This window comes from Microbacterium sp. NPDC055665 (assembly GCF_053618035.1).
The window spans coordinates 68,649-92,672 of record NZ_JBSHGY010000010.1 but is presented as its reverse complement, the minus strand read 5'-3'; the positions used below and the strand labels follow the sequence as shown (position 1 = coordinate 92,672).

Here is a 24,024-nt window from a genome sequence, read left to right as displayed (position 1 = left end):
CCGCGACCAGCTCGGCCCGGGACAGATCCCCCGCCTCCCCGGCGCCCGCCCATGCCGTGTCGAGGTGACTCATCGCCTCGTGCAACCCGGTCAAAGTGGACATGCTTCATTCTAACCGAGTAACACGCTACCTTCGAAGCTATCTCCGCATCACATCCCAGAATTCCGCAGGAAGCCGCCACAGGGCACCCGGAGACGTCTCCTCCACAAAAGACCCAACCTCGCACTTATCCACGAAAGAGTCAGGCAGCGGCGGGCACCGTAGGCCGAGACGGTCAGCGCAACCGCCTGCCCCGCCAGCCGCACGGCAGAGCTCACGCCGTTGCAAGGCCGTCATCGGCAGCCGTGTCCCACGCGTCGTCGCACCACTCGGCAGAAGTGTCGCCGCTGGCGTCCGCGAGTCGGCTCTCCTGCACTTTCGCGAACAGGCCCATGACCTCGGGCCCCATCTCGACCTGGGTCAGCACGATCCGGAACGAGCCGTCCGGGTCGATGGAGAAATCGGTTCCCTGTCCACCGGACCACCCGTATCGGCCGGCCGCGTCCCCTCCGGTCTGCACCGCGACACCGAAACCCCAGCCCGTGCCCTCCCAGAATCCCGGGAAGAAGCTGTCCGGCGTCTTCGCACTCGACGGGATCTGATCGGTGCGCATCAGCGCGAGCAGTTCGGGGGCGAGCATGACCTTCCCGTCGTGGCGCCCGCCCGCCGCCAGCATCCCGGCGAACGCCGCATAGTCGGACGCCGTCGACACGAGTTCGGAATGGCTGAGGTCGAACGGTGCGGGCGCCAGCGAGAATCCTCCGGCTGCAGGCTCGACCTCGACCAGACGGCCGTCTTCGTGCCGGTACGCGGCGGGCAGCCGGTACGCCTGGTCGAGCGGAACCGTGTACCCGGTGTCGACCATGCCGAGCGGGCCGAACAGGTCACGCCGCAGATGTTCCTCGAGCGTGCCGCCGACGACGCGGGAGAGCAGTATCCCGAGAAGGCCGAACGAGTGGTGATAACGCCATCCGGTTCCGGGCTGGAAGGTGAGCGGCAGTGCCGCGAGCGCGTCCAACCACTCCTGCGCGCCGAGCGCCACGGGCTCCTGGCCCGCTGCCGTCCGGTTGGCGATCATCGCCTCCGCCAACGGAGTCGGTGCGACCTGCACTCCGTACCCCGAAGTGTTCGTGAGCAGATGCCGTACCGTGATGGGCGTCGCCGCCGGCTCGACATCGTCCAGCGTGGCGTCCGGCGCGCGCAGAACCCGACGGTCGACGAGTTCGGGCATCCACCGCTCCACCGGATCGTCGAGACCGAGGCGGCCCTCCTGCACGAGCCGCAGCGCGGCAACCGCCAGGATCGGCTTCGTCATCGACTGGATGCGCACGATCGCATCCGGCGGCAGGTCCCCGGTCGCGAAGATCTCGACCTTCCCGCCCGGAGAGCCGAGCACGCCGATGATTCCTGGCGCGATGCCCCGAACGACGTGGTCAGCGAGGATCTGCGGGACCGAGCTCGTCATGCCCTCGATTCAACCCCGCCCGGACACCCGTGTCCACGGCCCCCTCCCCTCCCCCTTCCCCGTCTCCCCGTCTCCCCCCCCGTCTCCCCTCCCCCACCCCCGACACAACTTCGGAGTTCCGGGGCGACACGCCGCCCCGCGGCCCCCTTCGACGGCGAGTCGCGCCCGATCTCCGAAGTTGTGTCGCGGGGAACGGGTTATGCCGCAGAGAAGAAGGGCCGGGAGACGAAGAAGGGCCGGGAGACGAAGAAGGGCCGGGACACGAAGAAGGCCGGGAGACGAAGAAGAGGCCAGCAGACGACGAAGCCCCCGGATGCCGCAGCATCCGGGGGCCTCTTCAGCCGTGTGTCAGCGCTTGCCGACGATCTGACGACCGACGAGATCGCGCATGATCTCGTTCGTGCCACCGTAGATGCGGTGCACCCGAGCATCGGTGAAGGCGCGGGCGATCGGGTACTCCATGATGTAGCCGTAACCGCCGTGCAGCTGCACGCCGGTGTCGAGCACCTCCCATTCGCGTTCGGTCGCCCAGAACTTGACCTTCGCGGCGTCCTCCGCGGTGAGGGTGCTGTTCTTGTACGCGAGCAGCGCGCGGTCGATGTACGCCCACATCGCATCGGTGCTCGCCGCCATGTCGGCGAGCCGGAAGCGGGTGTTCTGGAAGTCGGCGATGCGCTCGCCGAACGCCTCACGGTCCTTGGTGTAGGCGACGGTCCAGTCGAGAGCGGCCTGCGCGGCTGCGGCTGCGGCGACGCCGATCGAGAGACGCTCGAGAGGCAGGTTGAGCATCAGCTGGATGAAGCCCTGACCCTCCTTGCCGCTGATCAGGTTCTCGTCGGGGACGAACACGTCGGTGAAGCTGAGCTCGGCCGTGTCCCAGCCGTGGAAGCCCATCTTGCTGAGCTTCTTGCCCTGGTCGAAGCCCTCCATGCCCTTCTCGACGAGCAGCAGGCTGAACGCGTCGGGACGGTTGCCCTCACCGGTCTTGACGAAAGTCACGACGACGTCGGCCGTCGTGCCCGAGGAGATGAACGTCTTCGCGCCGTTGAGGATGTAGCCGCCGTCGACCTTCTTGGCGTTGGTCTTGATGCCACGCAGATCGGAACCCGCACCCGGATCGGTCATCGCGAGCGCGCCGAGCACTTCACCCGTGGCCATGCGGGGCAGCCACTTCTCCTTCTGCTCCTGCGTTCCCATGTGCACGAGGTAGGGCACGGCCAGGTCGTCCTGGATGCCGAACGCACCGGCCAGCGAACCCGCCCCTGCGGCGATGACCTCTTCCATCACGATCGTGCGGAAGCGGTAGTCCTGCAGCATCCCGGCGCCGCCGAACTCCTCGGGGACGGACAATCCGATCAGGCCGGCCTCGCCGGCAGCGAGCATGGTCGCCCGGTCGATCTCCCCCGCGGCATCCCACCGCTCGATCGCCTCGTTGTTCACGTGGCGCTTGACGAAGTCCTTGACGAGGTCGCGGAAGGCCTCGTGATCCTCTTCGTAGATGTCGCGTTCCATTGCGTCCTCCCGAACGTGTCGTGCATCGTTGCTCCGGCGATTCTACGTGCCGGGCACCGGCTCGGACAGGACGTTGTGAGAATGCATCCCATCAGAGGTGACACTGGGTACCGCGGTTGTCGGATGCCGCAGAACGGGCCGTTCCGGCCGATTCAGTGCGCGTAGTCGGGGGCGGCCGGGAGTCCGAAGAACTCCTCCAGCGTGTGGAATCCGCCGTCGTGGTACGCCCTGGCGAGGTCGACGCCGACGTAGCGGAGGTGCCACGGCTCGGGCGCGTAGCCGGTCACCGGCGTGCCCACCTGCTCGTACCGCACGATGAACCCGTACTCCCACGCGTGGGCCGCCACCCAGTCGCTCTGCGCGGTGCCGCCGAAGCCGTCGAGTCCACCGCAGCCGCTGCCGCACGCTACGACGTCGAGGGCGAGGCCGGTCTGGTGCTCACTGTGGCCTGGCCGTGCCGAGCCGGCATCCGCCTGCCCCTGACCCTGGGAGCGCACGTGGGTGTCGTAGGTCGTGACCTGCAGCCCGTAGGACCGGTAGCCGTTGTTGGCGCCGATGCGCCCCACGCCGGCGGCCTCCGCCGCGTCGGCCATCTGCCCGACGGCGGCCGCGACATCGGTCCGCACCCGGCCCGACAGCGTCGTCATCTGCAGCGGCACGGAGTCGAGCGCCCCTGGCTCGTAGTCCGCGGGCTTCAGCGGGAGGCTCTTGTTCACGACGACCCAGACCCGGGCCGGATCGCGAAGCGAGATGCAGGGCGCGTTGCCCGCCACCACGGCCTCGCGGAAAGCCGCTCCCCCGCCGAAGCCCGCGACCACGGCCGCGTCGTCGCCGGCCTGCACCGCCTGCTGCACGGCCGGGTCCGCACACGGGTCGGCGGCCGTCGTCGCCTCGACCTGCACGGTCGGCACCTGCATCACGGCGACCGGCTCCGGCATCGGCGCGGCCTCCACCGCCGCGACGGGAGCGGAGGCGATCGAGAGCAGCACGCCGATCGCGGTCACGACGATGCCGAGCGGCAGCGCGGGGCCGTGAATCGGGGAGCGCGGAGCCGCATGCTGAGCGTGCGGCGAGAGGGGCATTGGTCCATTCTTTCACTCGAAGCTATGTCGCAGAACCACTTGCATTCCTATCGTCATTATGTTCGAATGTGGAGATGCGGTGGCAGGGACAGAAACTCGGCGAGACGGATGCGGCGGCGCTGCCCGGGCTCGAAGACCGGTCCAGCGTGCTGCGGTCGGTGACCACCCCCGAGTTCGCCGGGATGACCTTCCATGAGGTGCTGTCGAAGTCGGCCCTGAACCACGTGCCCGGCGCTTCGCGCATGCCGTTCGCCTGGACCATCAACCCCTACCGTGGATGTTCGCATGCATGCGTTTACTGTTTCGCCCGCGGCACGCACGAGTACCTCGACCTCGACGGCGGATCGGACTTCGACTCGCAGATCGTGGTCAAGGTGAACGTGGTCGAGGTGCTCGAGAAGGAGCTGCGGCGCGGCAGCTGGCAACACGAGACGGTCGCTCTGGGCACCAACACCGACCCGTACCAGCGGGCCGAGGGGCGCTACAAGCTCATGCCCGGGATCATCGAGACCCTCGCCGCATCCGGCACCCCGATGTCGATCCTCACCAAGGGCACGCTCATCCGCCGCGACATCCCCCTGCTCGTGAAGGCCGCGCAGCGCGTGCCCGTCGACGTGCAGATGTCGATCGCGATGTACGACGACGAGCTGCAGAAGGCCATCGAACCCGGAGCACCGACCACGCAGGCACGGCTCGACACCGTGCGGGCCCTGGCCGATGCCGGGTTCCCGGTCACGGTCTTCCTGATGCCGATCATGCCGCACATGACCGACTCGCTCGAGGCGATCGACAGCGCCCTCCTGCGCATCAAGGAGGCGGGAGCGCGCACCGTCATCTATGGAGCGCTGCACCTGCGACCGGGCGTGAAGCCCTGGTTCTTCGAGTGGCTCGGCACGCATCGCCCCGACCTCGTGTCGTCATACCGCGGGCTCTACCCCGGCGTCTCTGCGGAGGCCCCGAAGGGATACCGGCAGTGGCTCGCGAAACGTGCGCGCCCGCTCATCCGGATGCACGGGCTCGACGGCCGCCACGAAGACGACTACTCGCGCCGAGGGTTCCGACCAGGGCAGGGCCACGTGCAGTCGGGCCACCTGCAGACAGGGGCGACGAATGCGGCAGCCGTGCGCTTCACGCCCAGCGCCGCCGCGGCTGCGCAGCCGATGCTGTTCTGATCCGGATCGCCCCTCTCACCCGGTCGGCCTCCGCTCCCGCACCCGCGTAGGCTCGGGGATCATGGCGATCGGTTCGACAGTCCACACGTTCGAGGTGCAGCTCGCTGACACCGACCGCGGAATCTACGAGGACTACTCGCTGCGAGTGGCCCGGCATCCGTCCGAGACCGATGCGTACATGCTCACGCGGGTGCTCGCCTACGGGCTCGAGTTCGCCGAGGGCATCACATTCGGCGGCAGCATCTCCTCGACCGAGGAGCCGGCGGTGCTCGTGCGCGACATGACCGGGCTGATCACGGCGTGGGTCGAGATCGGGGCTCCCGATGCCGAGCGACTGCATCACGGCAGCCGCCTCGCCGAACGCACGGTGGTCTACACGCATCGCGACCCGGCCAAGGTGATGGCGCCGTGGACCGACAAGCGCATCCACCGCCGCGAGGACATCCGCGTGTACAGCTTCGACCCGGGGTTCATCGACACGGCGGCCGCCCTGATCGAGCGCCGCAACACCATGACTCTCACGCGGGCCGAGAGCGTCATCTACCTCGACCTCAACGGCACGAGCCTGACCTCGACCGTGCACGTGCACGAGCCGGCCTGACACCGCGCGAGTCTCAGGCGCCCACGAGCCCCTGCTCGTACGCCGCGATCACGAGCTGCGCGCGGTCCCGTGCCGCGAGCTTCGACAGCAGGCTGCCGATGTGGGTCTTCACCGTGGCCATAGAGATCGTGAGCGCCGCGGCGATCTCGGCATTCGCGAGGCCTCTGCCGACGAGCGTGAGCACCTCGGTCTCCCGTGCCGTGAGGATGGCGAGCGGGCGTCCGGCCGGCCGATTCGCGCCTTCGAGGAAGTGCTCGACGAGGCGGATGAGGATGCTCGGCGCGAACAGTGACTCCCCGTCGTGCGTGCGGCGGATGGCCTCGATCAGCTGCTCGGGGCGCACATCCTTGAGCAGGAAGCCGCTGGCACCCGCGCGCAGGGCGCCGTCGACGTACTCGTCGAGTTCCAGCATGCTGAGCACGAGCACGCGGGTGCCGGGCAGGGCCGTCGTGATGGCGCGCGTCGCGCTGATGCCGTCGAGCCCCGGCATCCGGATGTCCATCAGCACGACATCCGGGGCGATGGCGCGCGCCAGCTCCATCGCGCCCGCGCCGTCTTCGGCCTCGCCCACCACCGTCAGCCCCTCGGCACCGGCGATGATCAGGGCGAGGCTGTGTCGCAGCAGGGCCTGATCGTCGGCGATCAGGACGCGGATCCCTTCGTCGCTCATGCCCCCGCCTCGAACGGCAGGCGCGCCCCGACGCGGAATCCCGTCCCCACGGGCTCGGCGATCAGCGTTCCCCCGAGGGCGCCGACCCGTTCGCGCATGCCCCGCAGACCGTGGCCGGCTCCCGGCTGAGACTGCCATCCGCGCGCAGGACCGTCGTCGGCGACGACGACGCGGAGAGCGTTCCCGTCCCGCTCGACGGCCACGCGCGCCGGCACCGGCCCCGCATGGCGTCCGACGTTCGCGAGCGCCTCCCGGACCGTCGCGCACGCGGCGGCCTCGACTGCGGGCGGCACCTCGCCCAAGTCCTCCGCGCGCAGGCTCGCGCGCACGCCGAACGCCTCCGCGGCGGTGACGATCCCCGGCACCTCCGACAGCCGTGCGGGCGGCTGCAGCGGCACCTCGTCTCCCGGTTCGCGCAGCACGGTGAGCATCCTTCGCAGCTCCGACATCGCGGAACGCCCTGCCTCCTCGATGTCGACGAGGGCTCTGCGCCGCTCCGCGTCGCCGGTGACACCCTCGAGCGGGGCCACGGCGGCGGCGCGCATCGTGATCAGGCCAAGTCCGTGTGATGCCAGGTCGTGCAGCTCGCGAGCGATCCGGAGCCGCTCCTGCTGCGCCGCCCGTTCGGCCGCCCAATCCGTGAGGCTGCGCTCATACTCCCGACGCTGCCGCTGCGATCGAACCGTCGCCCAGACGAGGACACCCACGGCGAGGATCCCCGCCGTCGTCAACACGACCGCCAGGCTCTGCGGACCGTCGAGACCGAGAACGCTCAGGACGACGACCAGCAGCGCGATCATGCCCCCGGCGGCGATCCACGTGCGCGAGCGCCAGGTCGGTCGGGGCGAAGCATCCATCCGCCCGAGTCTAGGCACCCTCGAAGCCACGCACATCAGACCAGGGGTGGAGGAACCCGGGTCGGAGAGATCGGAGGGCTTCCCGCCTGCAGGGCGATGCCGCGGAGGGCGCGGACCGCTGAGATCGAGGGATGCTGACGATCGAATCACTCACGAAACGGCACGGTTCCCGCACGGTGCTCCACGATGTCGCCTTCGAGGCACGGCCGGGCCGCGTGACGGCCTTCCTCGGAGCGAACGGAGCCGGGAAGTCCTCGACGCTGCGCATCCTCCTCGGGCTCGACCGGCCGACCGCGGGACGCGCGCTCATCGATGGCCACGCCTACCGCGACCTCCGCGATCCGCTGCGGACGGTGGGGGCGATGCTCGACGGTTCCGGCGCCCACCGCTCACGGACAGCCCGGGGCCACCTTGCCTGGATCGCCAGGGCGGGCGGCATCCGCCGTCACCGCGTCGACGAGGTGCTCGAACAGGTCGGGCTCGCCCACGCGGCGCGGACCAAGGTGGGTCGGCTGTCGCTCGGCATGGGGCAGCGTCTGGGGCTCGGGGCGGCACTGCTGGGCGAGCCGCCGATGCTCATCCTCGATGAACCCGTGAACGGACTCGACCCCGAAGGCATCCGGTGGATGCGCGAGCTGCTGCGCAGCCAGGCGGATGCCGGAGGAACCGTGCTCCTGTCGAGTCACCTGATGGGCGAGGTCGCCGGAGTCGCGGACGACCTGGTCGTGATCGCCCAGGGCCGGATCGTGGCCGCGGGCACCGTGGACGAGATCACCCGGGGGCACGCCGACCTCGAAGCAGCCTTCTTCGCCCTGACCGGCGGGAGCGGGTCGCCCGAGTCGAACGGCGGCACCGCACGATGAGACTCCTCCGAACCATCGCCGCCGAGACGGGCAAGACCCTCACACTCCCGGGAGTATGGGCCGGCGTGCTCGCGAGCGTCCTCGGCACCATCGCGATCACGACGCTGAACGCCACGCAGGCGGTCGCCGCCCTCGACGAGGGCGAAGCCGACCTGTTCGGCCCGATCTCGGTCTTCGAGACCGCCTTCGCCGCGGCGCCGCTCGGCACGATCGGAGCGATCGTCGTCGGCGTGCTGGCGGTCAGCAGCGAATACACGCCGAACAGCCCGGATGCCGGCGGGTCCCGGCAGATCACGAGCACGCTCGTCACCGTTCCCGGTCGCGTGCGGCTCGTGCTGGCCAAGCTCACGGCGGTGGTGGCGATCACCCTCCTGACCGCGGCCGTGGCCCTCTCGTCCTGCCTCGGGGTCGCGCAACTGCTCCTCGGCGACCTCGCACCCGAGTCCGTCCCCGTCGAGCAGGCGATGTGGCGCATGGTGGGCACGACGGTCTACTGGACCCTCACCGCTCTCCTCGCCTTCGGCATCACCCTGATCACGCGCAACGGCACGCTCCCGCTGATCATCCTCATCCTGAACAGCTCGGTGGTCTCGTTCTCCCTGCTGCTCACGAAGGTGACCCCGCTCGCCCATTGGCTTCCCGACATGGCGGGACGCAATCTGTTCGGCTTCGATGCGGAACTCGTCCTCCCCGGAGGGCTCGACGCTGTGCCGGGCGGGCTCGTCATGGCCGCCTGGGCCGTCGCAGCGGTGGCTGCAGGAGCGCTCGTCTTCACCCGGAGAGACGCCTGATGCGGCGGGCCCTGCTGGCCGAGCTCTCGAAGCTGCAAACGCTGCCCCTCACGGCATATGCCGCCGCGGGCATGGTCGTCGTCGGCGCACTCGTCGCGGCGGCTTTCGCCGGGCTGCGCGCCGAGGGCGGAGGTGCCGTATCGGCGGTCGACGCGGCGCTCGAGGCCATGCCGTATGCGCAGGCGGGCGCGATCCTGCTCGGGGTGGTGCCCGTGTCGCAGGAGTATCTCGGGCGACAGTTCGGCACCACACTCATCACGGTTCCTCGTCGAATGCGGGTGATCGTCGCGAAGACAGTTGCCGCCGTGATCGTGCTCCTCCTCGTCGGGACGCTGACCGTCGCGGTGGCGTGGGTGGCCGCAGGACTGACGCTCGTCGTCGCGGATGCCGACGCTGTCGCAGCGACGACGGAGGATCTCGGCCGCTTCGGCTGTGCGGTCGCGTATCTGGTGCTGATCGGGTTGCTCGCCCACGCGGTGACGCTCGTCCTGCGGCATCTGGTGCCGGCGCTGGTGACGATGCTCGTCGTCGCGTACATCCTGCCGTTCGCCCTCACCGCGCTCGGGGAGCACGCCCGGTGGCTGCCCACCCGGGCCGGGTCGCAGCTGTTCGCGCCGGACGACACCGTGCTGACGGTGCTCACCGGAGCCCTGGTCCTGCTCGCCTGGGCGGCGGTGATCGGCATCGCCGGCGCCGCCCGCTTCACCCTCTCCGACGCCTGACCGCCCTCCCCTCCCCCGCCGCCCTCCCCGCCCTCCGCGCCCCGCCACGCCGCCGCCGCCCGCCGCCGAGTGCACGGTTTAGTGCCGACCGCACGGGCTGTTCGCGGAAACAAGCCGTGCGCTCGGCAGCATCCCGTGCACTCGGGATCGACGCGACGCGCGTCACGAGGCGGGGCGACGGCGCCAGTGCCCACACTCACCCACGCCGAGTGCACGGCTCCGCGTCGAACGCACGGCTTCTTCACGCTGGTAAGCCGTGCACTCGGCAGCATCCCGTGCGCTCGGCAGCACTGTGGGCGGGGACGGGGCGGGGCGGGGGCGGGGACGACAGAGGCCCCGGACCGCGGAAGCGGGACGGGGCCTCTGGTGAGACGAACTCAGGCGGTGAGGTCGGCCGCGGTCGGCACGCGACCGGCGATCTCCTCGATCACGTCGTCGTCGAGGCGCGCGTTCTCGAACGGCGCGTCGATCTCGGCCCGGTCGAGCAGCTCGGTCATGCGACGCTGGCGCTGACGCGTGATCAGCGTGACGACGCGACCCGAACGACCCGCGCGACCGGTACGACCCGAGCGGTGCAGGTACGTCTTGTACTCGTCGGGTGCGTCGGCCTGGACGACCAGGTCGATGTCGTCGACGTGGATGCCGCGGGCGGCGACATCCGTGGCGACGAGCACGTTCACGCGACCCGAGGTCAGACGCTCGAGGTTGCGGGTGCGCTTGGCCTGGTTGAGGTCACCGTGCAGCGAGACGGCCGGGATGCCGGCATCGTCGAACTGCTCGGCGAGCATGTCGGCGTAGGCACGCGTACGGGCGAAGACGAGCGTCTTGCCGGCACGGTCGACGAGCGAGGTGAGGATGTCGGCCTTGTCGCGGTGCTCGATCACGAGCACACGGTGCTCGATCGTGCTGGAGTCCTGGTCCTCACCGGCGACCTCGTACACGGCCGGGTCGACGAGGAACTCGTCGACGAGAGCTGCGACCTCGCGGTCGAGCGTGGCCGAGAACAGCAGCTTCTGGCTGCCGTCGGCGGTGTGACGCAGGATGCGCTGCACCGGCTCGACGAATCCGAGCTCGCACATGTGGTCGGCCTCGTCGAGCACGGCGATGCGGCAGTCCGACAGGTCGAGCTTGCCCTGGTTGATGAGGTCCTCGATGCGACCGGGCGTGCCGATCACGATGTCGACGCCCTTCTTCAGCGCACCCACCTGGCGGCCCTGCGGCACACCACCGTAGATCTGCGTGGTGAAGAGGCCGACGCTGCGGGCGATCGGCTGGATCGTGCGGTCGATCTGCAGCGCGAGCTCGCGCGTCGGAGCGAGGATGATCGCGCGCGGCGACCGTCCGAATTCACGGCGCTTGCCGGCCTGCGACTGCAGCACGCGCTCGACGAGCGGTGCACCGAACGCGATGGTCTTGCCGGATCCGGTGCGACCACGGGCGAGCACGTCGCGCCCGGCGAGGACGGCCGGGATGCTGGCGGCCTGAATCGGGAACGGCGTGGCCGCGCCCATGCCGACGAGGGTCTCGACGATGTTCGAGCCGAGACCGAGGTCGCCGAAGGTCACACCGTCGACCTCGACGGCCGCGACGGACTTCGCCTCGAGGCGCTCGTGCACGACGTCATCGCCCGGGGTGAACTTCGCACCGGTCGACTCGGGACGGCTGGTGGCGTTCCAGTCGTTGCGGCTCGGACGCTCGTTGCGCGCCGGACGCCCGCGGGTGTCGGAGGTCAGCGGGCGCGGACGCTCGGTGCGGTACGCGCCACCGGTCGACGGACGCGAACGCTCGTCACGGCCACCCTCGTACGAGCGCTGCGTACGGTCGCGGTCGAAGGCGCGACGCGCGCGGTCGGCGTCGTACGAACGCTCGCCGCCACGGTCGGCACCACGGTCGTTCGACCGGGCACGGTCGCCGCCGCGGTCGTCACGGCGCGGACGCTCGTCACGGTCGAACCGGGGGCGCTCAGCACCACGGTCGCTGTTGAACCGGGGGCGCTCAGCACCACGGTCGCTGTTGAACCGGGGGCGCTCAGCGCCACGGTCGCTGTTGAAGCGGGGACGCTCGCCACCACGGCGATCGTCGCGGACCGGACGCCCGCCGTCGCGGTGGTCGTTGTCGCGGAAGCCCTGGCGCTGAGTGCCGGCACCGCGGTCGTCACGACGCGAGCGGTCGTCGCGGTCGAAGCGCGGGCGGTCGCCGCCGCGCTCGTCGCGGTAAGTTCCCGGGCCGGTCGGACGCTGTCCGCCCCGGTCGTCCCGACGCGGACGGTCGTCGAAGCGTCCGCCGATGCTGGGCCGGTCGTTGTAGCGAGGACGCTCGTTGCGCTCGTCGTTGCGGTGGTGCGGCGCTTCGCGGCGGCCGGACTCGGCGCGGTTGCGGATGCCACGGGCCTCGTCGCGGCCGGCGCGCTCGGAGGCGCCCCAGCGCTGCTTGGGTGCACCCGACTCGGCCTCGGCCGGGCGGTAGCCGCGGTGACCGGCGCTGCGGCTGCCGGGACGACGGTCGTAGCCGCCGGCGGCGGGGGCGGAGCGGCGGTCGCCGGCATCCGCGCGTCCACCGCGCTCGTCGCGCGCACCGTCACGGGCGGGGCCGCCGTTGTGGCGGTCGTGGAAGGATGTCTTCTTGGCGCCGTAGCGCGGCTCGAAGTTGGCGGCGGGACGTCCGCCGCGGGGCTTCTTGTTCTTGGGCATTGCGTTGTCTTCCTGTGTTCTCGCACGAGAACAGCGCCGCGCACACGCGCGAGCACCCAGCGCGTGGTCGGATGCGACCAGCGGGGTTCCGGACTGTCAGCGGCCGGGGCCATTCATGTGATGGTTGATTAGCGTCGAGCGACGCTCACCATCGGCCCCTGGACTCACACTTCACACACATAAAACGTCCGCGCCAACGCGCGGGTGTCCGAAGCCGACCGCACAAGTGTAGCCGACGCGCCTGAGAGAGTCCCGACGCGGGGGTGGCCGTACGATGTCGAAGTGACCACCGCATCCCCCACCGGCGCCCAGATCTCCCTCCGACTCGGCGATGCGACCGCCCAGATCGCGCAGGTCGGCGCTTCCCTCCGATCCCTGCGTGTCGGCGGCGTCGACCTCGTCCCTCCGTACCCGCTCGATCAACCCACCCCCGCCTGTTCCGGCGTGGTCCTCGCCCCGTGGCCGAACCGCGTGCGCGACGGTCGCTGGGATGACGACGGCACGTCACGGCTGCTCGCGATCACCGAGCCGAAGCTGAACAACGCGAGCCACGGCCTGCTGCGCTTCACGGCGTACGAGGTGTCGCACACCGACGCCGAAGCCGTGTTGCGGGCGACGATCGTCCCGCAGACCGGCTACCCGTACCTGATCGAGACGGCCGTGACCTACACGCTCACCGCCGACGGCATCGAGGTCACGCACACGCTCACCAACCGCTCGGCGACGCCCGCACCGGTCGCCCTCGGCACGCACCCCTTCGTGACGATCGGCGAGGTCGACCCGCACGACCTGGTGCTGCGGGTTCCCGCTGCGACGGCGTTCACGACCGACGAGCGGATGCTCCCCACCGGCACACGTCCCGCCGAGGCCGCCCTGCGCGACGGTGTCCGGCTGGGCGATGTCACGCTCGACACCGGGTTCACCGATCTCGCCCGCGACGCCGACGGTCGCGTGCGGCACTCGCTCACGGCACCCGACGGTCGCCGCGTGACCCTGTGGCAGGGCGAAGGCTTCGACTATGTGCAGGCGTACACGACGCCCGCCTATCCCGGCCAGAGCCTCGCGGTCGCGATCGAACCGATGACCGCGCCCGCCGACGCCCTCAACAGTGGCCTCGGCATCCGTCGCCTCGCCCCCGACGAGACCTGGACGCTGCACTGGGGCATCGCCCTCAGCTGACCGGTTCCGACCGTCTTCGAGTCGGGCTGTTCACAACTCCTCAAGATTTGAGCCGAAAGGCCCCGGATCACGCATCTGACTGCGGATCCGGGGCCTTTCTGCGGAGTTTGAACGCCGAGCGGGACTACTCGCGGTCGCGCAACTCGCGCCGGGTGAGCTGCGGCGCGTGCGGCAGGCCGGACGCGTCGATCGCCACCGAACCGGCCGGAACCACAGCCGCACCGGAGGCATCCGGATCGACCGGAGCATCCGGCTTCGGTGCCCCACCGGCATCCGAGCCGCCGGCCTTGCGCGCGGCCCGCCGCTCCCTGGCACCCTCGACGAGGTTGTAGAGCGTGGGCAGCACGATCAGCGTCAGCACGGTCGAGGAGAGCAGACCGCCGATCACCACGATCGCCAGCGGCTGCGAGATGAACCCGCCGTGCCCAGTGATGCCGAGCGCCATCGGAGTCAGCGCGAGGATGGTCGCGAGCGCGGTCATGAGGATCGGCCGCAGACGCTTCTCACCGCCGGCCTTCACCGCCTCGATGGTCGACAGCCCCTTCTCCCGATACTGGTTGACGAGGTCGACGAGCACGATCGCGTTCGTGACCACGATGCCGATGAGCATCAGCACACCGATCAGCGAGGCGACGCCGAGCGGCACTCCCGTGACGATCTGCAGCAGGATCGCGCCGGTCGCCGCGAACGGCACCGACACGAGCAGCAGCAGCGGCTGGCGCAGCGACTTGAACACCGCGACCATGACCACGTAGACGATCAGGATCGCCGCGAGCATCGCGAGTCCGAGCTGCGAGAACGAGTCGGCCTGCTGCGAGGCGACGCCGCCGACCTCGGCGGAGGCACCGTCGGGCAGGTCGGCCGCGGCGAGCGCCTCGGTCACCGACTGCGTGGCGGTGGCGAGGTTGTCGGATGCCGGCGGCACGGTGACCGTCGACGTCCGGCGACCCTGCTCGGTGGTGATCGACGTGGGGCCGTTGCGCTCCTCGACGGTCGCGATGTCCTGCAGCTGCACGACGCCGAGCGGGGTCGGGATCGCGAGCTCCTTGAGCGCCTGGACCGTGGTCGGCGGCTCGGGCGTGACGATGTAGACCGTCAGCGCGGTGTCGTCGATCTCGACCGAGCCGGCCTGCTGCGGACGCATGGTGTTCGAGACGATCGAGCCGACCGCGACCTCGGAGAGACCGCGCTGCGCGGCCGCCTCACGGTCGACCACCACGGCGATGTACGGCAGCGACGCGGCGAGGTTGTCGGTCACCTGGCCGATGCCGTCGCGTCCGTCGAGCTCGTCGACGACGGAGGTCGTCGCGGTCTGCAGGTCATCGGCGTTGGATGCCGTGACCGTGATCTCGATGTCGCTCGAGCCGAAGCCGGCGGATGCCGCGACCGAGACCTCGCCCACGTCGTCGCCGAGGCCGTCGATCGCGTCCTGCACGTCGGCGCGCAGCTTCTCCTGGTCGGCGTCGCCGTCGGTGAGCACGGAGTACGTGACACCCGCTCCACCCGAGAACGCGTCGCTGAGCGCCGAGCCGCTGGTGCCGATCGAGGCCTGCACGTGCTCGATGCCGTCGATGCCGAGGAGTGCGTCCTCGACCTCGACCGCGGCATCCGACTTCGCCTGCAGGCTCGCGGTCGGGCCGAGGTCCTGTGTGACGGTCATGGTGTTCTGGCCGGAGTCGCTGAGGAAGTTGATCTTCATGAGCGGCGCGGCGGCGAGCGTGGCGCCGAGCACCACGACCGCGAGGATCACCGTGAGGCCGGAGTGCTTGAGCGTCCAGCCGAGGATCGGCCGGTAGACGCGCTGCAGCTGCGTCGGCGGAGCATCCGGGTGCTCGGGGTCGATCGCGTTGCCGTGCTCGTCGAGCAGCTCCTTGCCCGGCTTCAGGAACCAGTACGCGAGCACCGGGACGATGGTGAGGGCGACGAGGAGCGATGCGACCATCGCGATGGTCACGGTCATGGCGAACGGTCGGAACAGCTCACCGACCATGTCGCCGACGAAGACGATCGGCAGGAACACCGCCACGGTGGTGATGGTGGATGCCGTGATCGCCATCGCGACCTCGCGCACGGCGAGGCGGATCGCATCACCCTTGTCGGCATCGCCGACGTAGTGACGTTTGATGTTCTCGATCACCACGATGGAGTCGTCGACCACGCGGCCGATCGCGATCGTGAGCGCACCGAGGGTCAGCACGTTGAGCGAGTAGCCGAACGCCTGCAGCCCGATGAAGGTGATGAGCACGCTGGTCGGGATCGAGATCGCAGTGACGAGCGTCGAGCGGATCGACAGGAGGAAGACGAGGATCACGATCACCGCGAACACCAGGCCGAGCAGGCCCTCGGTCGCCAGCGTCTCGATCGACTGCACGATGAACGGCGCCTGGTCGAAGATGATCGTGAACTCGGCGTCGGGGAAGGCTTCGCTGATCGTGTCGAGCGCGGCGATCACGCCGTTCGACACCTCCACGGTGTTCGCGGCGGGGAGCTTGGTGATCGAGATCGAGAGCGCGTCCTCGCCGTCGACCCGCGAGATCGAGGTCACCGGGTCGGACTCCTGCGCGACCGTGGCCACATCGCCGATGGTCAGCGTGGTGCCGACGAGCGGAAGGGCCGCGATCTCGTCGACCGTGGTGATCTTCGCGCCGGTCTGCACGGTGAGCGTCTGCCCGTCCTCCGTGATGTCGCCGCCGGGGAAGAGAGTGCCGTTCTGCTGCAGCGCATTGCTGATCGCCTGCGTGGTCTGGCCTTCGGCGGCGAGCTTCGCGGGGTCCGGCGTGATGCTGATGCGCTGCCCGACCCCACCGACGATCTCGGCGGCGTTCACGCCGTCGACGTCTTCGAGCTCGGGGATCGCGACGGATTCGAGTTCGGCCTGCGCGTTGTCGGCTTCCTCGAATCCGGTGACGGCCACCTGGATCACCGGGAAGTCGTCGATGGAGACCGACAGCACCTGCGGGCTCACGTCTTCCGGCAGCTGCGAGGAGACGCGGTTGATCGCCTGCTGGATCTTCTGCTCGGCGGTGGCGAGGTTCGTGCCGTAGGCGAACATCGCCTGCACGATCGAGGCGTTCGTGGTGCTGGTGGCCGTGGTCGATTCGAGCCCCGGCACGCCCTGGATCGCCGACTCGATCGGCGTGGACACGTCGTTCTCGACCACCTCGGGCGACGCGCCGGGGTACGTCGTCATGACGACGAGCGCCGGCAGCTCGAGCGAGGGGATCAGCTCCTGCTTGAGGTTGGTGAGCGCGAGCCCGCCGAACACCGCCGCGACGATGGTGATCAGGGCGATGAGCGCGCGGTTCTTGAGGCTCAGGATGGCGAGTTTCGACAAGGCGGTTTCCTCGGTGTCAGGGTGTGGCTGTCGCTGCGGAGGGAGTGGAGACGGAATCTCCGAGGATCCGCGCCAGTGCGGTCTCGATGAAGGACTGTTCGAGGCGGGCGTCGCGGATCTGCATGCTCCACATGACGCCGTCGATGAAGATCATCGCCGCTCGGGCGCGGTCTTCGCCATAGGTCGGCTCGAGAAGTTCCACGAGCCGGTCGGAGAGGTGGCGTGCGAGTTCGCGCAGACGGGGGTCGTGCACGGCGGCGGTCACCACGGCGCGATCGGCCTGCACGGCATGTGCGTCGTCCATGCTCTCGAACACGAGTGCCGCGATCACGGCGGGGCTGTCCCCGCGCTCGGCGATCGTCTGACGCACCCCGTCGAGGCGCGCGTCGACCTCGTCGGCGAGCGCCCGAAAGGCGGCGGCGCGCAGGTCGTCGAGGGTGTCGAAGTACTGGGTCGTCGCGCCGAGGGGAACCCCGGCGCGGGCGGCGACCTTGCGGTGCGTGACGGCCTCGGCCCCCACCTCGACGATGAGTTCGGCAGCGGCGGTCACGATCTCGCGACGGCGCGCTTCAGGGTCACGTCGACGACGCAACCCATCACCCATCCGAACCCCCTGGACATCCGTACATGTACGTTTGTACATTTTCGGATTGTGAGGACGCTGGGAGCGGTCAGAGCAGCGCGCCGACGGCCAGCCCGAGACCCGCGGCGAGGAGGCCCAGCAGGAGCATCCCGACGGCGTTGAAGACGGATGCCGGGCGCTCGCCGTCACGCCACAGGGCGACCGTGTCGAGCATCGCGGTGCTGAAGGTCGTGTAGCCGCCGAGGAGTCCGGCACCGAGGAGGAACGCGGCATCCGGCAGCGCGGTCGTGACGACGCCGAGCGCGAAGGATCCGGACAGGTTCACCAGCAGGATGCCCCACGGGAACCGGCGACCGGCCAGCCGCGCGACGCCGAGGTCGACCAGGTACCGCAGCACCGCACCGACTCCCCCGGCGAGCGCCGCGGCGAGGAACAGCACCGGGTTCACGAGGCCGCTCCGGAGCGCGGGCGGGCGATACGCAGCCCAAGAGCTGCCGCGCCGAGGCCGAGCACGAGACTCCCCGCGGCGTAGGCGAACGCGAGCACCGGGGCATCCGCCCACAGCTCCACGCTCCCCGTCATGAAGGCGCTGTACGTCGTGAAGCCGCCGAGCACACCGGTGCCGAGCAGCAGCCGCAGATCCGTGGATGCGGGGATCCGCGCGGCCAGCACGCCGATCAGCAGCGCGCCCACCACGTTCGCGACGAGCACCGCGAGGGGGATGCCCCCGATGTCGGGGAGCGCGAGCCCCAGGCCGAGCCGTGCCGCCGTGCCCACCGTGCCGCCGAGGGCGACGAGGAGGATGCGGCGGAGGGTCACGTCGCCACTGTAGTCGCGCGTGACAGTGCGCCGAGGCGATGTCAAGGGCGTGGATGCCGCGCACCGCACGCCGTTGACTGTGGCCATGACCCCTCTGTGGAAGCTCGAGAAGTCGCTGCCGACCGGATCGCCCTTCGAGGCGGGTGCGCGCCACGACGTCGTCATCGTCGGCGCCGGTCTCACCGGCCTCACGACGGCCGTCATGCTCACCAGGGCCGGCCTCGACGTCGCGGTGATCGACGCGGGAGGCATCGCCGAGCTCGCGACCGGTGCGAACACCGGCAAGCTCTCGCTCCTGCAGGGCATGCGGCTCGCGACGATCCGCCGCCATCACCCGGCGTCGCTCGTGCGCGCATACGTCGACGCCAACCGTGCCGGCATGGACTGGTTGACCGCCTTCGCCGAGAGTGCCGGGGTGCCGTTCACCCGCCACACCGACCACTCCTATGCGCAAGGGCCCGATGGCGCATCGGACGTGCGCGATCAGCACGACGCCGCCCGCGAGGCCGGCCTGCCGACGCGGATGCTGGCCGCCACCACTGTGCCGTCGACGCCGTTCCCGGTGGCCGCCGCCGTGGCCCTCGACGACCAGGTCGCGATCGATCCGGTCGCGGTGACCGCTGCGCTCGCCCACGAGCTGCTGAGCGCCGGCGGCACGCTGCACATCGGCGTCCGCGCCACCGGCACCCGCGCGCTGCCCGGTCGCGTGGACACCACGGCGGGGCCGATCTTCGCCGACCACATCGTGCTCGCGACCGGAACTCCGATCACAGATCGAGGCCTGTACTTCGCCAAGACGCACGGGCTGCGGTCGTACTGCGTGTCGTTCCGGGTGCCGGGCGACGTGCCAACGGGGATGTTCCTCTCGGTCGACGGTCCGACCCGCTCGGTGCGTCCGGTCAGCGCGGCCGACGGCCCCGGGGGCGAAGCTCAGCTCGTCGTCGGGGGCAACGGCCACCCGGTCGGCAGGTCCGACAGCGAGAAGGCCGCGGTCGAAGACCTCGTCGCGTGGACGCAGCTGCACTTCCCCGGCGCCGAGGAGACGCATCGGTGGTCGGCGCAGGACTACGAGTCGCACAACCTGATCCCGTTCGTCGGCGCGATGCCCCGCGGTCTCGGCCGCATCCGCTTCGCAACGGGCTACTCCAAGTGGGGGCTGTCGAACGCACCGGCTGCCGCACAGCGTCTCACCGCCGAGATCCTCGGGGTGCCGTGGCGCGAGCGTGCGGAATGGATGACGACCATCGGCACGCGGATGACGATGCCCGCCGACCTCGGGCGCGGCGCCGTCGAGGGTGGGAAGGTCGCGGCCGCGCTCGCCGGCGGATGGGCGGATGCCGAGAGCCGCTCGGTTCCCGTCGCGAAGCCCGCCGAGGGCGAGGGTGTGTTGGCGAACCGGGGCGGTCGCCCGGTCGGCGTCTCGACGGTCCACGGCGTGACGCGCGCGGTCGGCGCGGTGTGCACGCACATGGGCGGGGTTCTCGAGTGGAACGATGCCGAGTGCACGTGGGACTGCCCGCTGCACGCCTCGCGGTTCGCCGCCGACGGCACCCGCATCGAAGGTCCGGCGGTGAAGGACCTCAGTCGCCTGCCGCGCTCGGGCCGGGAGTGACCGGGCCGGCCGTCGGGCCGTCGTCCCATCCCTGCTGAGGCGTGTCTCCGTTCTCGCGGAACACGTACTGCGACACGAGCTTGCGCTGGCTGCTCGACCAGTCGATCGCGGGGCGCCGCTGCTCGGGCGGCAGGTAGCCCAGCCGGTAGACGGCCATGAGCTCGAGGTCGTCGGGCACGCGCAGCAGGTCGACGATCTCGTCCCAGCGCCCCGGGACCTCCATCGGGAAAGAGATGAACTGGATGCCCATGCCGAGCTCGACCGTTGTGAGCCAGATGTTCTCCATCGCCGCGCCCATGCTGAACACCGAGTAGAACGACGACAGCTGCCCCGGCCGGTACTCGCTGCGGTCGAGCATGACTCCGAGCAGCAGCGGCGACCCCGCGACGAGCTTGCGGTTCTCGGAGCCGAGGGTCTTGGGCACGCCGAAGGTGTTCATGAGCGTCTGCCCGCGCTTGGTGAACACCTGGCTCGTGAACGGGCGGAGCGCGGCGGGCAGCTTGTCGAACAGCATCCCGCTGCGCTTCTCCTCCATCTCGGCCTGGCTGAAGCGGAAGTACGGCTTGTAGCGCTCGAAGAACGTGCCGTTCGACATCGCCTCGGTCATGCTCTCGCCCGAGATGCGCGCGATCTGCTCGATCGTGTCGCGGCTCTCGATCACGACGAACCGCCAGGGCTGACTGTTCAGCTGCGAGGGCGCGCGGCCCGCGGCTTCGAGGAGGATGCGCTGGTGCACCTCCGACACCGGGTCGGGCAAGAAGGGCCCGTTCGTGGTCTTGCGGCGGCGGATGGCATCGAGCAGTTCCATGCGGTCACTTCCGGTCGGCGGGCAGGCGCGAGACGACGAGTCCCGCGACGATGAAGGGGGCCGCGGCGAGCGCGACCAGCGGATGCCGGCGGCCATGGCTGCCGAGGTACGGGATCGCGGCGAGGGGTGCGGCCCCGGGGAGCAGTGCGAGGGCGGCTCGGCGACCGGAGGTGCGGGGGCCATGGGACAAGCCGACGACGGTGGCCGCGGCGACGGTGGTGCAGGTCACGATGTAGAGCGCGTGATGCAGCCAGCGGAAGCGGCTGGTGTCGATGAGCCGCACGGCGACCGAGGCTCCGAGCGCACAGTTGGCCGCGTAGGCGGCGGTCGCGACGAGGAACAGCGGCGATGCGTCTCTGTCCCTGTGCCGCCGACTCATGGCACGACCCTACGCCCGCGCCCATGTCGGTGGCTCCCCCTTGCACGCGGGTCCGCCCATCCGATATCGCCCCTCCCCTCTACCTCCCCCTCCCTCCCTCTCCTGCTTTCCCGTCGAGCGGCCCCTTTGTGCGCGAACGGCCCCCTTACGCACGTCCACAACGGGGTGGTTCGCACGTAAGGGGGCCGCTCGGCATAGTGCGACTCAGGGAGGATTTGCGCGCGCAGAGAGAACCCAATCCCGAACGATCCCGCCCGGGTAGCGGTGTCGCGGGAGATCTATAGGGACCGGGCCGCGGTCAACGGTGAACCCCGCACTCTCCACGAGCTCCACACAGCCCAGAAACGAGAGATAGATCTTCCGGACGCGTTCCGAGGGGTAGTAGAGCCTGAGGTTGCCACGAGCATCCAATGCCGCCGACCCCCATCCCGGCCACGGATCGGTACCAGCCGCCGTCCACTCTGCGAACAACCGGCCCTCGGGACGAAGCACGCTACGAATTGCAGAGAGGTCTGCGCGGGATCCGTCCAAGTCCGGGCGTATGAGCACACGCGACGCGATGACGACATCAAATCCCGCCCGATCCTCCACAATCTCCGGGAACGTTCCGTGCAGCAGTCGATCGCGAAGCGAGGGATGAGCAGAAAGAAGCCGATCGACAGCTACGCGAGACGCGTCGCAACCATAGATATCAAGACCACTATCGGCAAGCCTCAAGAAATTGCGCCCGTCACCCACGCCGATGTACAGGATCTGGTCGCGATCGAAAACCTCCTCAAGAACATGCTGAACGATCGGCAGTTCCGCCGCTCGGGGCCAGTCACGAATTGTATGCGCCCAGTCCCAGTAGTCCGCCAGTTCGCCGGCATCATTGCTCAACTGCATCCTCCTCACTTTCGAACCATCTCCGCCGAGACGAGGACGAAGCTCGAAGGCCCGTCACGAGCACCCCCGCGCCGACAACGACCCCGAGCATCCAGGTCGTTGGACCTACGAGTGCTCCGAAGATCACCGGACCTACGATGTTCTGCAGTTGTCCTCCCACATTCATCGCGCTCATGTCCGTCGTCAGCGCACTACCGCGGCTCAGCTTCACCATATAGACGGCGAGCGCTGCAGAATGCAGAATTTCCGCGACAATCTGGAGCAGGATCAAGGCGGACAAAAGCACAATGCCGATTCCACCATTGGAGCGCGGCACGGCCGTCGCGAGTACCAAGATGGATAGGCCGAGGATGGTCCCAGACGTGGCCCAAGCGATGGCGTGATTGTACCCGCGAACCACCCAGGCGTTCGTTCGTGCCTGAACGAGCGCGACGCACGTCGCGTTCGCGATGAACGCAAGGGGAACAATCCACGACAGAGTCGGCCAGCGCGACACCACTAAAAGCGGGAGGTACACGTTGAGGAGCGTCCGATGGAAGGAGAAAACAAAATTCTCCCACGTAACCCTTAGCCTGCGCCGTGAAGCAAAGGCTGAGATCATCGACGATCGTGAGGCGAGCAAAGATGGACGAACGCGCGCACCCACCAAGTTCTTGCCTTGGAATGCAGGTCGATAGACAAGAACGACCAAAATAAACGACAACGAGTTTGCACCCACGACGAGGGAGAGCGGCAGTTCGAGGAAAAGAACTAACGCGCTGAAGCCAGCCCCCACGCCGTACCCGATGTTGCCCGGGAGCGCCATCCGACCGAAGACGCGCACGGCATCATCTTTGGACAAGGGCGCGGCTACTATGCTCCGTGTCAACGAAGCCGCGGAGCGGTCGACAAGACCGAATACCACTGAGTAGATCAAGAAGGCAAGATCTCCGCTGACCGCGAGCCAACCGATCATGCCTGCTGCCCGCAGCGAGTTAGAGATCGCAAAGACTCGGAACGGACCGAAACGATCGGCAAAATGCGCAACAGGAACGGACGCCAGCGCGCCGGCGACCGCTGAGGCCGTGAGCCCAACGCCCACAGCAATCGGACTCACCCCATTCTGGAGTGTGAAGAAGAGAGCGGCGGCACTTACGAAGGCTCCGGTACCCACCGCGTCAACGGCGGTGCCGAAGAGGGCTGCACGCTCGATGGAGTTCGCTTCCGGGCTCACCGGCTCCCGCATGCGGGGCACCCTCGTATCCGGTCGATTGGAACCTTGATGAAGTCATTCTTGAAGCAGGAGAAGGAAAAGAGATAGCCGCTCGCAAGGTCCCCCTTGCCGAGGATGATCTTCAGCACCTCATTCGCACCAAGAACTCCCGCCAATCCGGTGGAGACGCCCCACACAGGTACCGGACCACGCCGGTTCTCGGGCAAGTCCGGAAAGGCGCACTGCAGGCACGGGTCCCCGGGCGATGCCATCGTGAAGACGTAGCCGTAGCCGTACTGTGCGCTGACGTGAACCATCGGTGTCGACGTCTGGATGGCGAACGAGTTGCAGAGCAGTCTCTGCTCGGGGCCGTCCCCGCCCTCAAGGATCACCGAGTAACCGGCGAGCAATCTCTCGACGTTCTCGTGGTCGACCCTTTCGGTTGAGAACGTGACGTCGATCTCCGGGTTGAGTTCCAGAAGCTCCTCCGCGGCGGCTTCTGCCTTGAGCCTTCCCACGTCGTGGCTGCGATAGAGGATCTGGCGATTGAGGTTGCTGGTCTCGATGCGATCGAAATCGATGATGTGTATCCGCCCAACGCCGGCGGCGGCAAGGTAGTAGAGAAGTGGAGACTTCACTCCTCCGGCCCCAACGGAGACGACGCTGGCCTCACGCACGAGCCGTTGCCCTTCTGTTCCGACCTGGGGCATCATCTCTTGCCGGTTGTATCGCTCATCCTTGAATTGCATCTGTTCCTCCGATCAGGCT

The 24,024-nt window shown here is 69.1% G+C and carries 22 protein-coding genes; 7 read left to right on the top strand and 15 right to left on the bottom strand.

The window, feature by feature from the left end; all coding sequences use genetic code 11:
- Positions 1–314 precede the first annotated feature (314 nt).
- The 3 genes from ACWGO6_RS16805 to ACWGO6_RS16795 all read right to left on the bottom strand — a co-directional run bounded on the left by ACWGO6_RS16805 (position 315) and on the right by ACWGO6_RS16795 (position 4,099).
- Positions 315–1,505 carry a serine hydrolase domain-containing protein gene (locus ACWGO6_RS16805; protein WP_452327346.1) on the bottom strand — a complete coding sequence of 397 codons (1,191 nt, stop codon included), beginning with the start codon at positions 1,503–1,505 and terminating at the stop codon, positions 315–317.
- 348 nt (positions 1,506–1,853) lie between these two features.
- A complete protein-coding gene (locus ACWGO6_RS16800) occupies positions 1,854–3,017 on the bottom strand; it encodes an acyl-CoA dehydrogenase family protein (RefSeq protein WP_136040471.1) in 1,164 nt (387 codons plus the stop codon).
- Between the two features lie 152 nt (positions 3,018–3,169).
- Positions 3,170–4,099 carry a M15 family metallopeptidase gene (locus ACWGO6_RS16795; protein WP_136040472.1) on the bottom strand — a complete coding sequence of 310 codons (930 nt, stop codon included), beginning with the start codon at positions 4,097–4,099 and terminating at the stop codon, positions 3,170–3,172.
- Between the two features lie 74 nt (positions 4,100–4,173).
- Between ACWGO6_RS16795 and ACWGO6_RS16790 the strand changes: the two genes are divergently transcribed.
- On the top strand, positions 4,174–5,271 hold the full coding sequence (locus ACWGO6_RS16790; RefSeq protein ID WP_452327345.1) for an Rv2578c family radical SAM protein: 1,098 nt from the start codon (positions 4,174–4,176) through the stop codon (positions 5,269–5,271).
- 61 nt (positions 5,272–5,332) lie between these two features.
- Positions 5,333–5,872 carry a YaeQ family protein gene (locus ACWGO6_RS16785; RefSeq protein WP_136040474.1) on the top strand — a complete coding sequence of 180 codons (540 nt, stop codon included), beginning with the start codon at positions 5,333–5,335 and terminating at the stop codon, positions 5,870–5,872.
- Positions 5,873–5,885: 13 nt separating this feature from the next.
- Here the strand turns inward: ACWGO6_RS16785 and ACWGO6_RS16780 are convergent, their stop codons facing one another.
- Both ACWGO6_RS16780 and ACWGO6_RS16775 read right to left on the bottom strand, forming a co-directional pair.
- On the bottom strand, positions 5,886–6,542 hold the full coding sequence (locus tag ACWGO6_RS16780; RefSeq protein WP_452327344.1) for a response regulator: 657 nt from the start codon (positions 6,540–6,542) through the stop codon (positions 5,886–5,888).
- Positions 6,539–7,399: a sensor histidine kinase gene (locus ACWGO6_RS16775; protein WP_452327343.1), complete on the bottom strand. Its 861-nt coding sequence runs from the start codon at positions 7,397–7,399 to the stop codon at positions 6,539–6,541. Before ACWGO6_RS16775 ends, ACWGO6_RS16780 begins: the two co-directional genes overlap by 4 nt.
- A 131-nt stretch (positions 7,400–7,530) precedes the next feature.
- Here ACWGO6_RS16775 and ACWGO6_RS16770 point away from each other — a divergent pair, with 131 nt between their 5' ends.
- From ACWGO6_RS16770 to ACWGO6_RS16760, 3 genes are read left to right on the top strand one after another with little or no spacing between them, the layout of a single operon-like run.
- Positions 7,531–8,262, top strand: coding sequence for an ABC transporter ATP-binding protein (locus ACWGO6_RS16770; protein WP_452327342.1), 732 nt, complete (start codon positions 7,531–7,533; stop codon positions 8,260–8,262).
- Positions 8,259–9,053, top strand: coding sequence for an ABC transporter permease (locus ACWGO6_RS16765; RefSeq protein WP_136040478.1), 795 nt, complete (start codon positions 8,259–8,261; stop codon positions 9,051–9,053). The genes ACWGO6_RS16770 and ACWGO6_RS16765 overlap by 4 nt, the downstream gene beginning before the upstream one ends.
- Positions 9,053–9,775 (top strand): hypothetical protein, encoded by a 723-nt coding sequence (locus ACWGO6_RS16760; RefSeq protein WP_452327341.1) that lies wholly within the window; start codon positions 9,053–9,055, stop codon positions 9,773–9,775. Before ACWGO6_RS16765 ends, ACWGO6_RS16760 begins: the two co-directional genes overlap by 1 nt.
- Before the next feature lie 377 nt (positions 9,776–10,152).
- On the opposite strand, the gene ACWGO6_RS16755 is transcribed toward ACWGO6_RS16760, so the two are convergent.
- Positions 10,153–12,465 carry a DEAD/DEAH box helicase gene (locus tag ACWGO6_RS16755; protein ID WP_452327340.1) on the bottom strand — a complete coding sequence of 771 codons (2,313 nt, stop codon included), beginning with the start codon at positions 12,463–12,465 and terminating at the stop codon, positions 10,153–10,155.
- Positions 12,466–12,747: 282 nt separating this feature from the next.
- Between ACWGO6_RS16755 and ACWGO6_RS16750 the strand changes: the two genes are divergently transcribed.
- Positions 12,748–13,644 carry an aldose 1-epimerase family protein gene (locus tag ACWGO6_RS16750; RefSeq protein WP_452327339.1) on the top strand — a complete coding sequence of 299 codons (897 nt, stop codon included), beginning with the start codon at positions 12,748–12,750 and terminating at the stop codon, positions 13,642–13,644.
- Positions 13,645–13,768: 124 nt separating this feature from the next.
- On the opposite strand, the gene ACWGO6_RS16745 is transcribed toward ACWGO6_RS16750, so the two are convergent.
- The 4 genes from ACWGO6_RS16745 to ACWGO6_RS16730 all read right to left on the bottom strand — a co-directional run bounded on the left by ACWGO6_RS16745 (position 13,769) and on the right by ACWGO6_RS16730 (position 18,380).
- Positions 13,769–16,978 (bottom strand): efflux RND transporter permease subunit, encoded by a 3,210-nt coding sequence (locus tag ACWGO6_RS16745; RefSeq protein WP_452327338.1) that lies wholly within the window; start codon positions 16,976–16,978, stop codon positions 13,769–13,771.
- A 16-nt stretch (positions 16,979–16,994) separates the two neighbouring features.
- Positions 16,995–17,582, bottom strand: coding sequence for a TetR/AcrR family transcriptional regulator (locus tag ACWGO6_RS16740; protein ID WP_376102840.1), 588 nt, complete (start codon positions 17,580–17,582; stop codon positions 16,995–16,997).
- A gap of 67 nt (positions 17,583–17,649) precedes the next feature.
- Entirely contained in the window at positions 17,650–18,009 is a 360-nt protein-coding gene (locus ACWGO6_RS16735; protein WP_136041077.1) for a fluoride efflux transporter FluC, read from the bottom strand.
- Positions 18,006–18,380: a fluoride efflux transporter FluC gene (locus tag ACWGO6_RS16730; protein ID WP_240745005.1), complete on the bottom strand. Its 375-nt coding sequence runs from the start codon at positions 18,378–18,380 to the stop codon at positions 18,006–18,008. The genes ACWGO6_RS16735 and ACWGO6_RS16730 overlap by 4 nt, the downstream gene beginning before the upstream one ends.
- Before the next feature lie 85 nt (positions 18,381–18,465).
- On the opposite strand from ACWGO6_RS16730, the gene ACWGO6_RS16725 reads away from it, so the two are divergent.
- On the top strand, positions 18,466–19,992 hold the full coding sequence (locus ACWGO6_RS16725) for an FAD-dependent oxidoreductase (protein WP_452327337.1): 1,527 nt from the start codon (positions 18,466–18,468) through the stop codon (positions 19,990–19,992).
- Here ACWGO6_RS16725 and ACWGO6_RS16720 read toward each other — a convergent pair.
- From ACWGO6_RS16720 to ACWGO6_RS16700, 5 genes are all read right to left on the bottom strand, one after another.
- Positions 19,961–20,800 (bottom strand): nitroreductase family protein, encoded by an 840-nt coding sequence (locus ACWGO6_RS16720; protein WP_452327336.1) that lies wholly within the window; start codon positions 20,798–20,800, stop codon positions 19,961–19,963. The genes ACWGO6_RS16725 and ACWGO6_RS16720 overlap by 32 nt on opposite strands.
- Before the next feature lie 4 nt (positions 20,801–20,804).
- Positions 20,805–21,179 (bottom strand): hypothetical protein, encoded by a 375-nt coding sequence (locus ACWGO6_RS16715; protein ID WP_452327335.1) that lies wholly within the window; start codon positions 21,177–21,179, stop codon positions 20,805–20,807.
- 204 nt (positions 21,180–21,383) lie between these two features.
- Positions 21,384–22,058 carry a class I SAM-dependent methyltransferase gene (locus ACWGO6_RS16710; protein ID WP_452327334.1) on the bottom strand — a complete coding sequence of 225 codons (675 nt, stop codon included), beginning with the start codon at positions 22,056–22,058 and terminating at the stop codon, positions 21,384–21,386.
- Entirely contained in the window at positions 22,048–23,289 is a 1,242-nt protein-coding gene (locus ACWGO6_RS16705; protein ID WP_452327333.1) for an MFS transporter, read from the bottom strand. The genes ACWGO6_RS16710 and ACWGO6_RS16705 overlap by 11 nt, the downstream gene beginning before the upstream one ends.
- A complete protein-coding gene (locus ACWGO6_RS16700) occupies positions 23,274–24,005 on the bottom strand; it encodes a HesA/MoeB/ThiF family protein (protein ID WP_452327332.1) in 732 nt (243 codons plus the stop codon). Before ACWGO6_RS16700 ends, ACWGO6_RS16705 begins: the two co-directional genes overlap by 16 nt.
- Positions 24,006–24,024 lie beyond the last annotated feature (19 nt).

Excerpts from the sequence above, each read along its gene's own strand:
- ACWGO6_RS16805 (WP_452327346.1), bottom strand. The coding sequence starts at position 1,505 with ATGACGAGCTCGGTCCCGCAGATCCTCGCTGACCACGTCGTTCGGGGC.
- ACWGO6_RS16800 (WP_136040471.1), bottom strand. The coding sequence starts at position 3,017 with ATGGAACGCGACATCTACGAAGAGGATCACGAGGCCTTCCGCGACCTC.
- ACWGO6_RS16795 (WP_136040472.1), bottom strand. The coding sequence starts at position 4,099 with ATGCCCCTCTCGCCGCACGCTCAGCATGCGGCTCCGCGCTCCCCGATT.
- ACWGO6_RS16790 (WP_452327345.1), top strand. The coding sequence starts at position 4,174 with ATGCGGTGGCAGGGACAGAAACTCGGCGAGACGGATGCGGCGGCGCTG.
- ACWGO6_RS16785 (WP_136040474.1), top strand. The coding sequence starts at position 5,333 with ATGGCGATCGGTTCGACAGTCCACACGTTCGAGGTGCAGCTCGCTGAC.
- ACWGO6_RS16780 (WP_452327344.1), bottom strand. The coding sequence starts at position 6,542 with ATGAGCGACGAAGGGATCCGCGTCCTGATCGCCGACGATCAGGCCCTG.
- ACWGO6_RS16775 (WP_452327343.1), bottom strand. The coding sequence starts at position 7,399 with ATGGATGCTTCGCCCCGACCGACCTGGCGCTCGCGCACGTGGATCGCC.
- ACWGO6_RS16770 (WP_452327342.1), top strand. The coding sequence starts at position 7,531 with ATGCTGACGATCGAATCACTCACGAAACGGCACGGTTCCCGCACGGTG.
- ACWGO6_RS16765 (WP_136040478.1), top strand. The coding sequence starts at position 8,259 with ATGAGACTCCTCCGAACCATCGCCGCCGAGACGGGCAAGACCCTCACA.
- ACWGO6_RS16760 (WP_452327341.1), top strand. The coding sequence starts at position 9,053 with ATGCGGCGGGCCCTGCTGGCCGAGCTCTCGAAGCTGCAAACGCTGCCC.
- ACWGO6_RS16755 (WP_452327340.1), bottom strand. The coding sequence starts at position 12,465 with ATGCCCAAGAACAAGAAGCCCCGCGGCGGACGTCCCGCCGCCAACTTC.
- ACWGO6_RS16740 (WP_376102840.1), bottom strand. The coding sequence starts at position 17,582 with ATGGGTGATGGGTTGCGTCGTCGACGTGACCCTGAAGCGCGCCGTCGC.
- ACWGO6_RS16725 (WP_452327337.1), top strand. The coding sequence starts at position 18,466 with ATGACCCCTCTGTGGAAGCTCGAGAAGTCGCTGCCGACCGGATCGCCC.
- ACWGO6_RS16720 (WP_452327336.1), bottom strand. The coding sequence starts at position 20,800 with ATGGAACTGCTCGATGCCATCCGCCGCCGCAAGACCACGAACGGGCCC.
- ACWGO6_RS16715 (WP_452327335.1), bottom strand. The coding sequence starts at position 21,179 with ATGAGTCGGCGGCACAGGGACAGAGACGCATCGCCGCTGTTCCTCGTC.
- ACWGO6_RS16705 (WP_452327333.1), bottom strand. The coding sequence starts at position 23,289 with ATGCGGGAGCCGGTGAGCCCGGAAGCGAACTCCATCGAGCGTGCAGCC.
- ACWGO6_RS16700 (WP_452327332.1), bottom strand. The coding sequence starts at position 24,005 with ATGCAATTCAAGGATGAGCGATACAACCGGCAAGAGATGATGCCCCAG.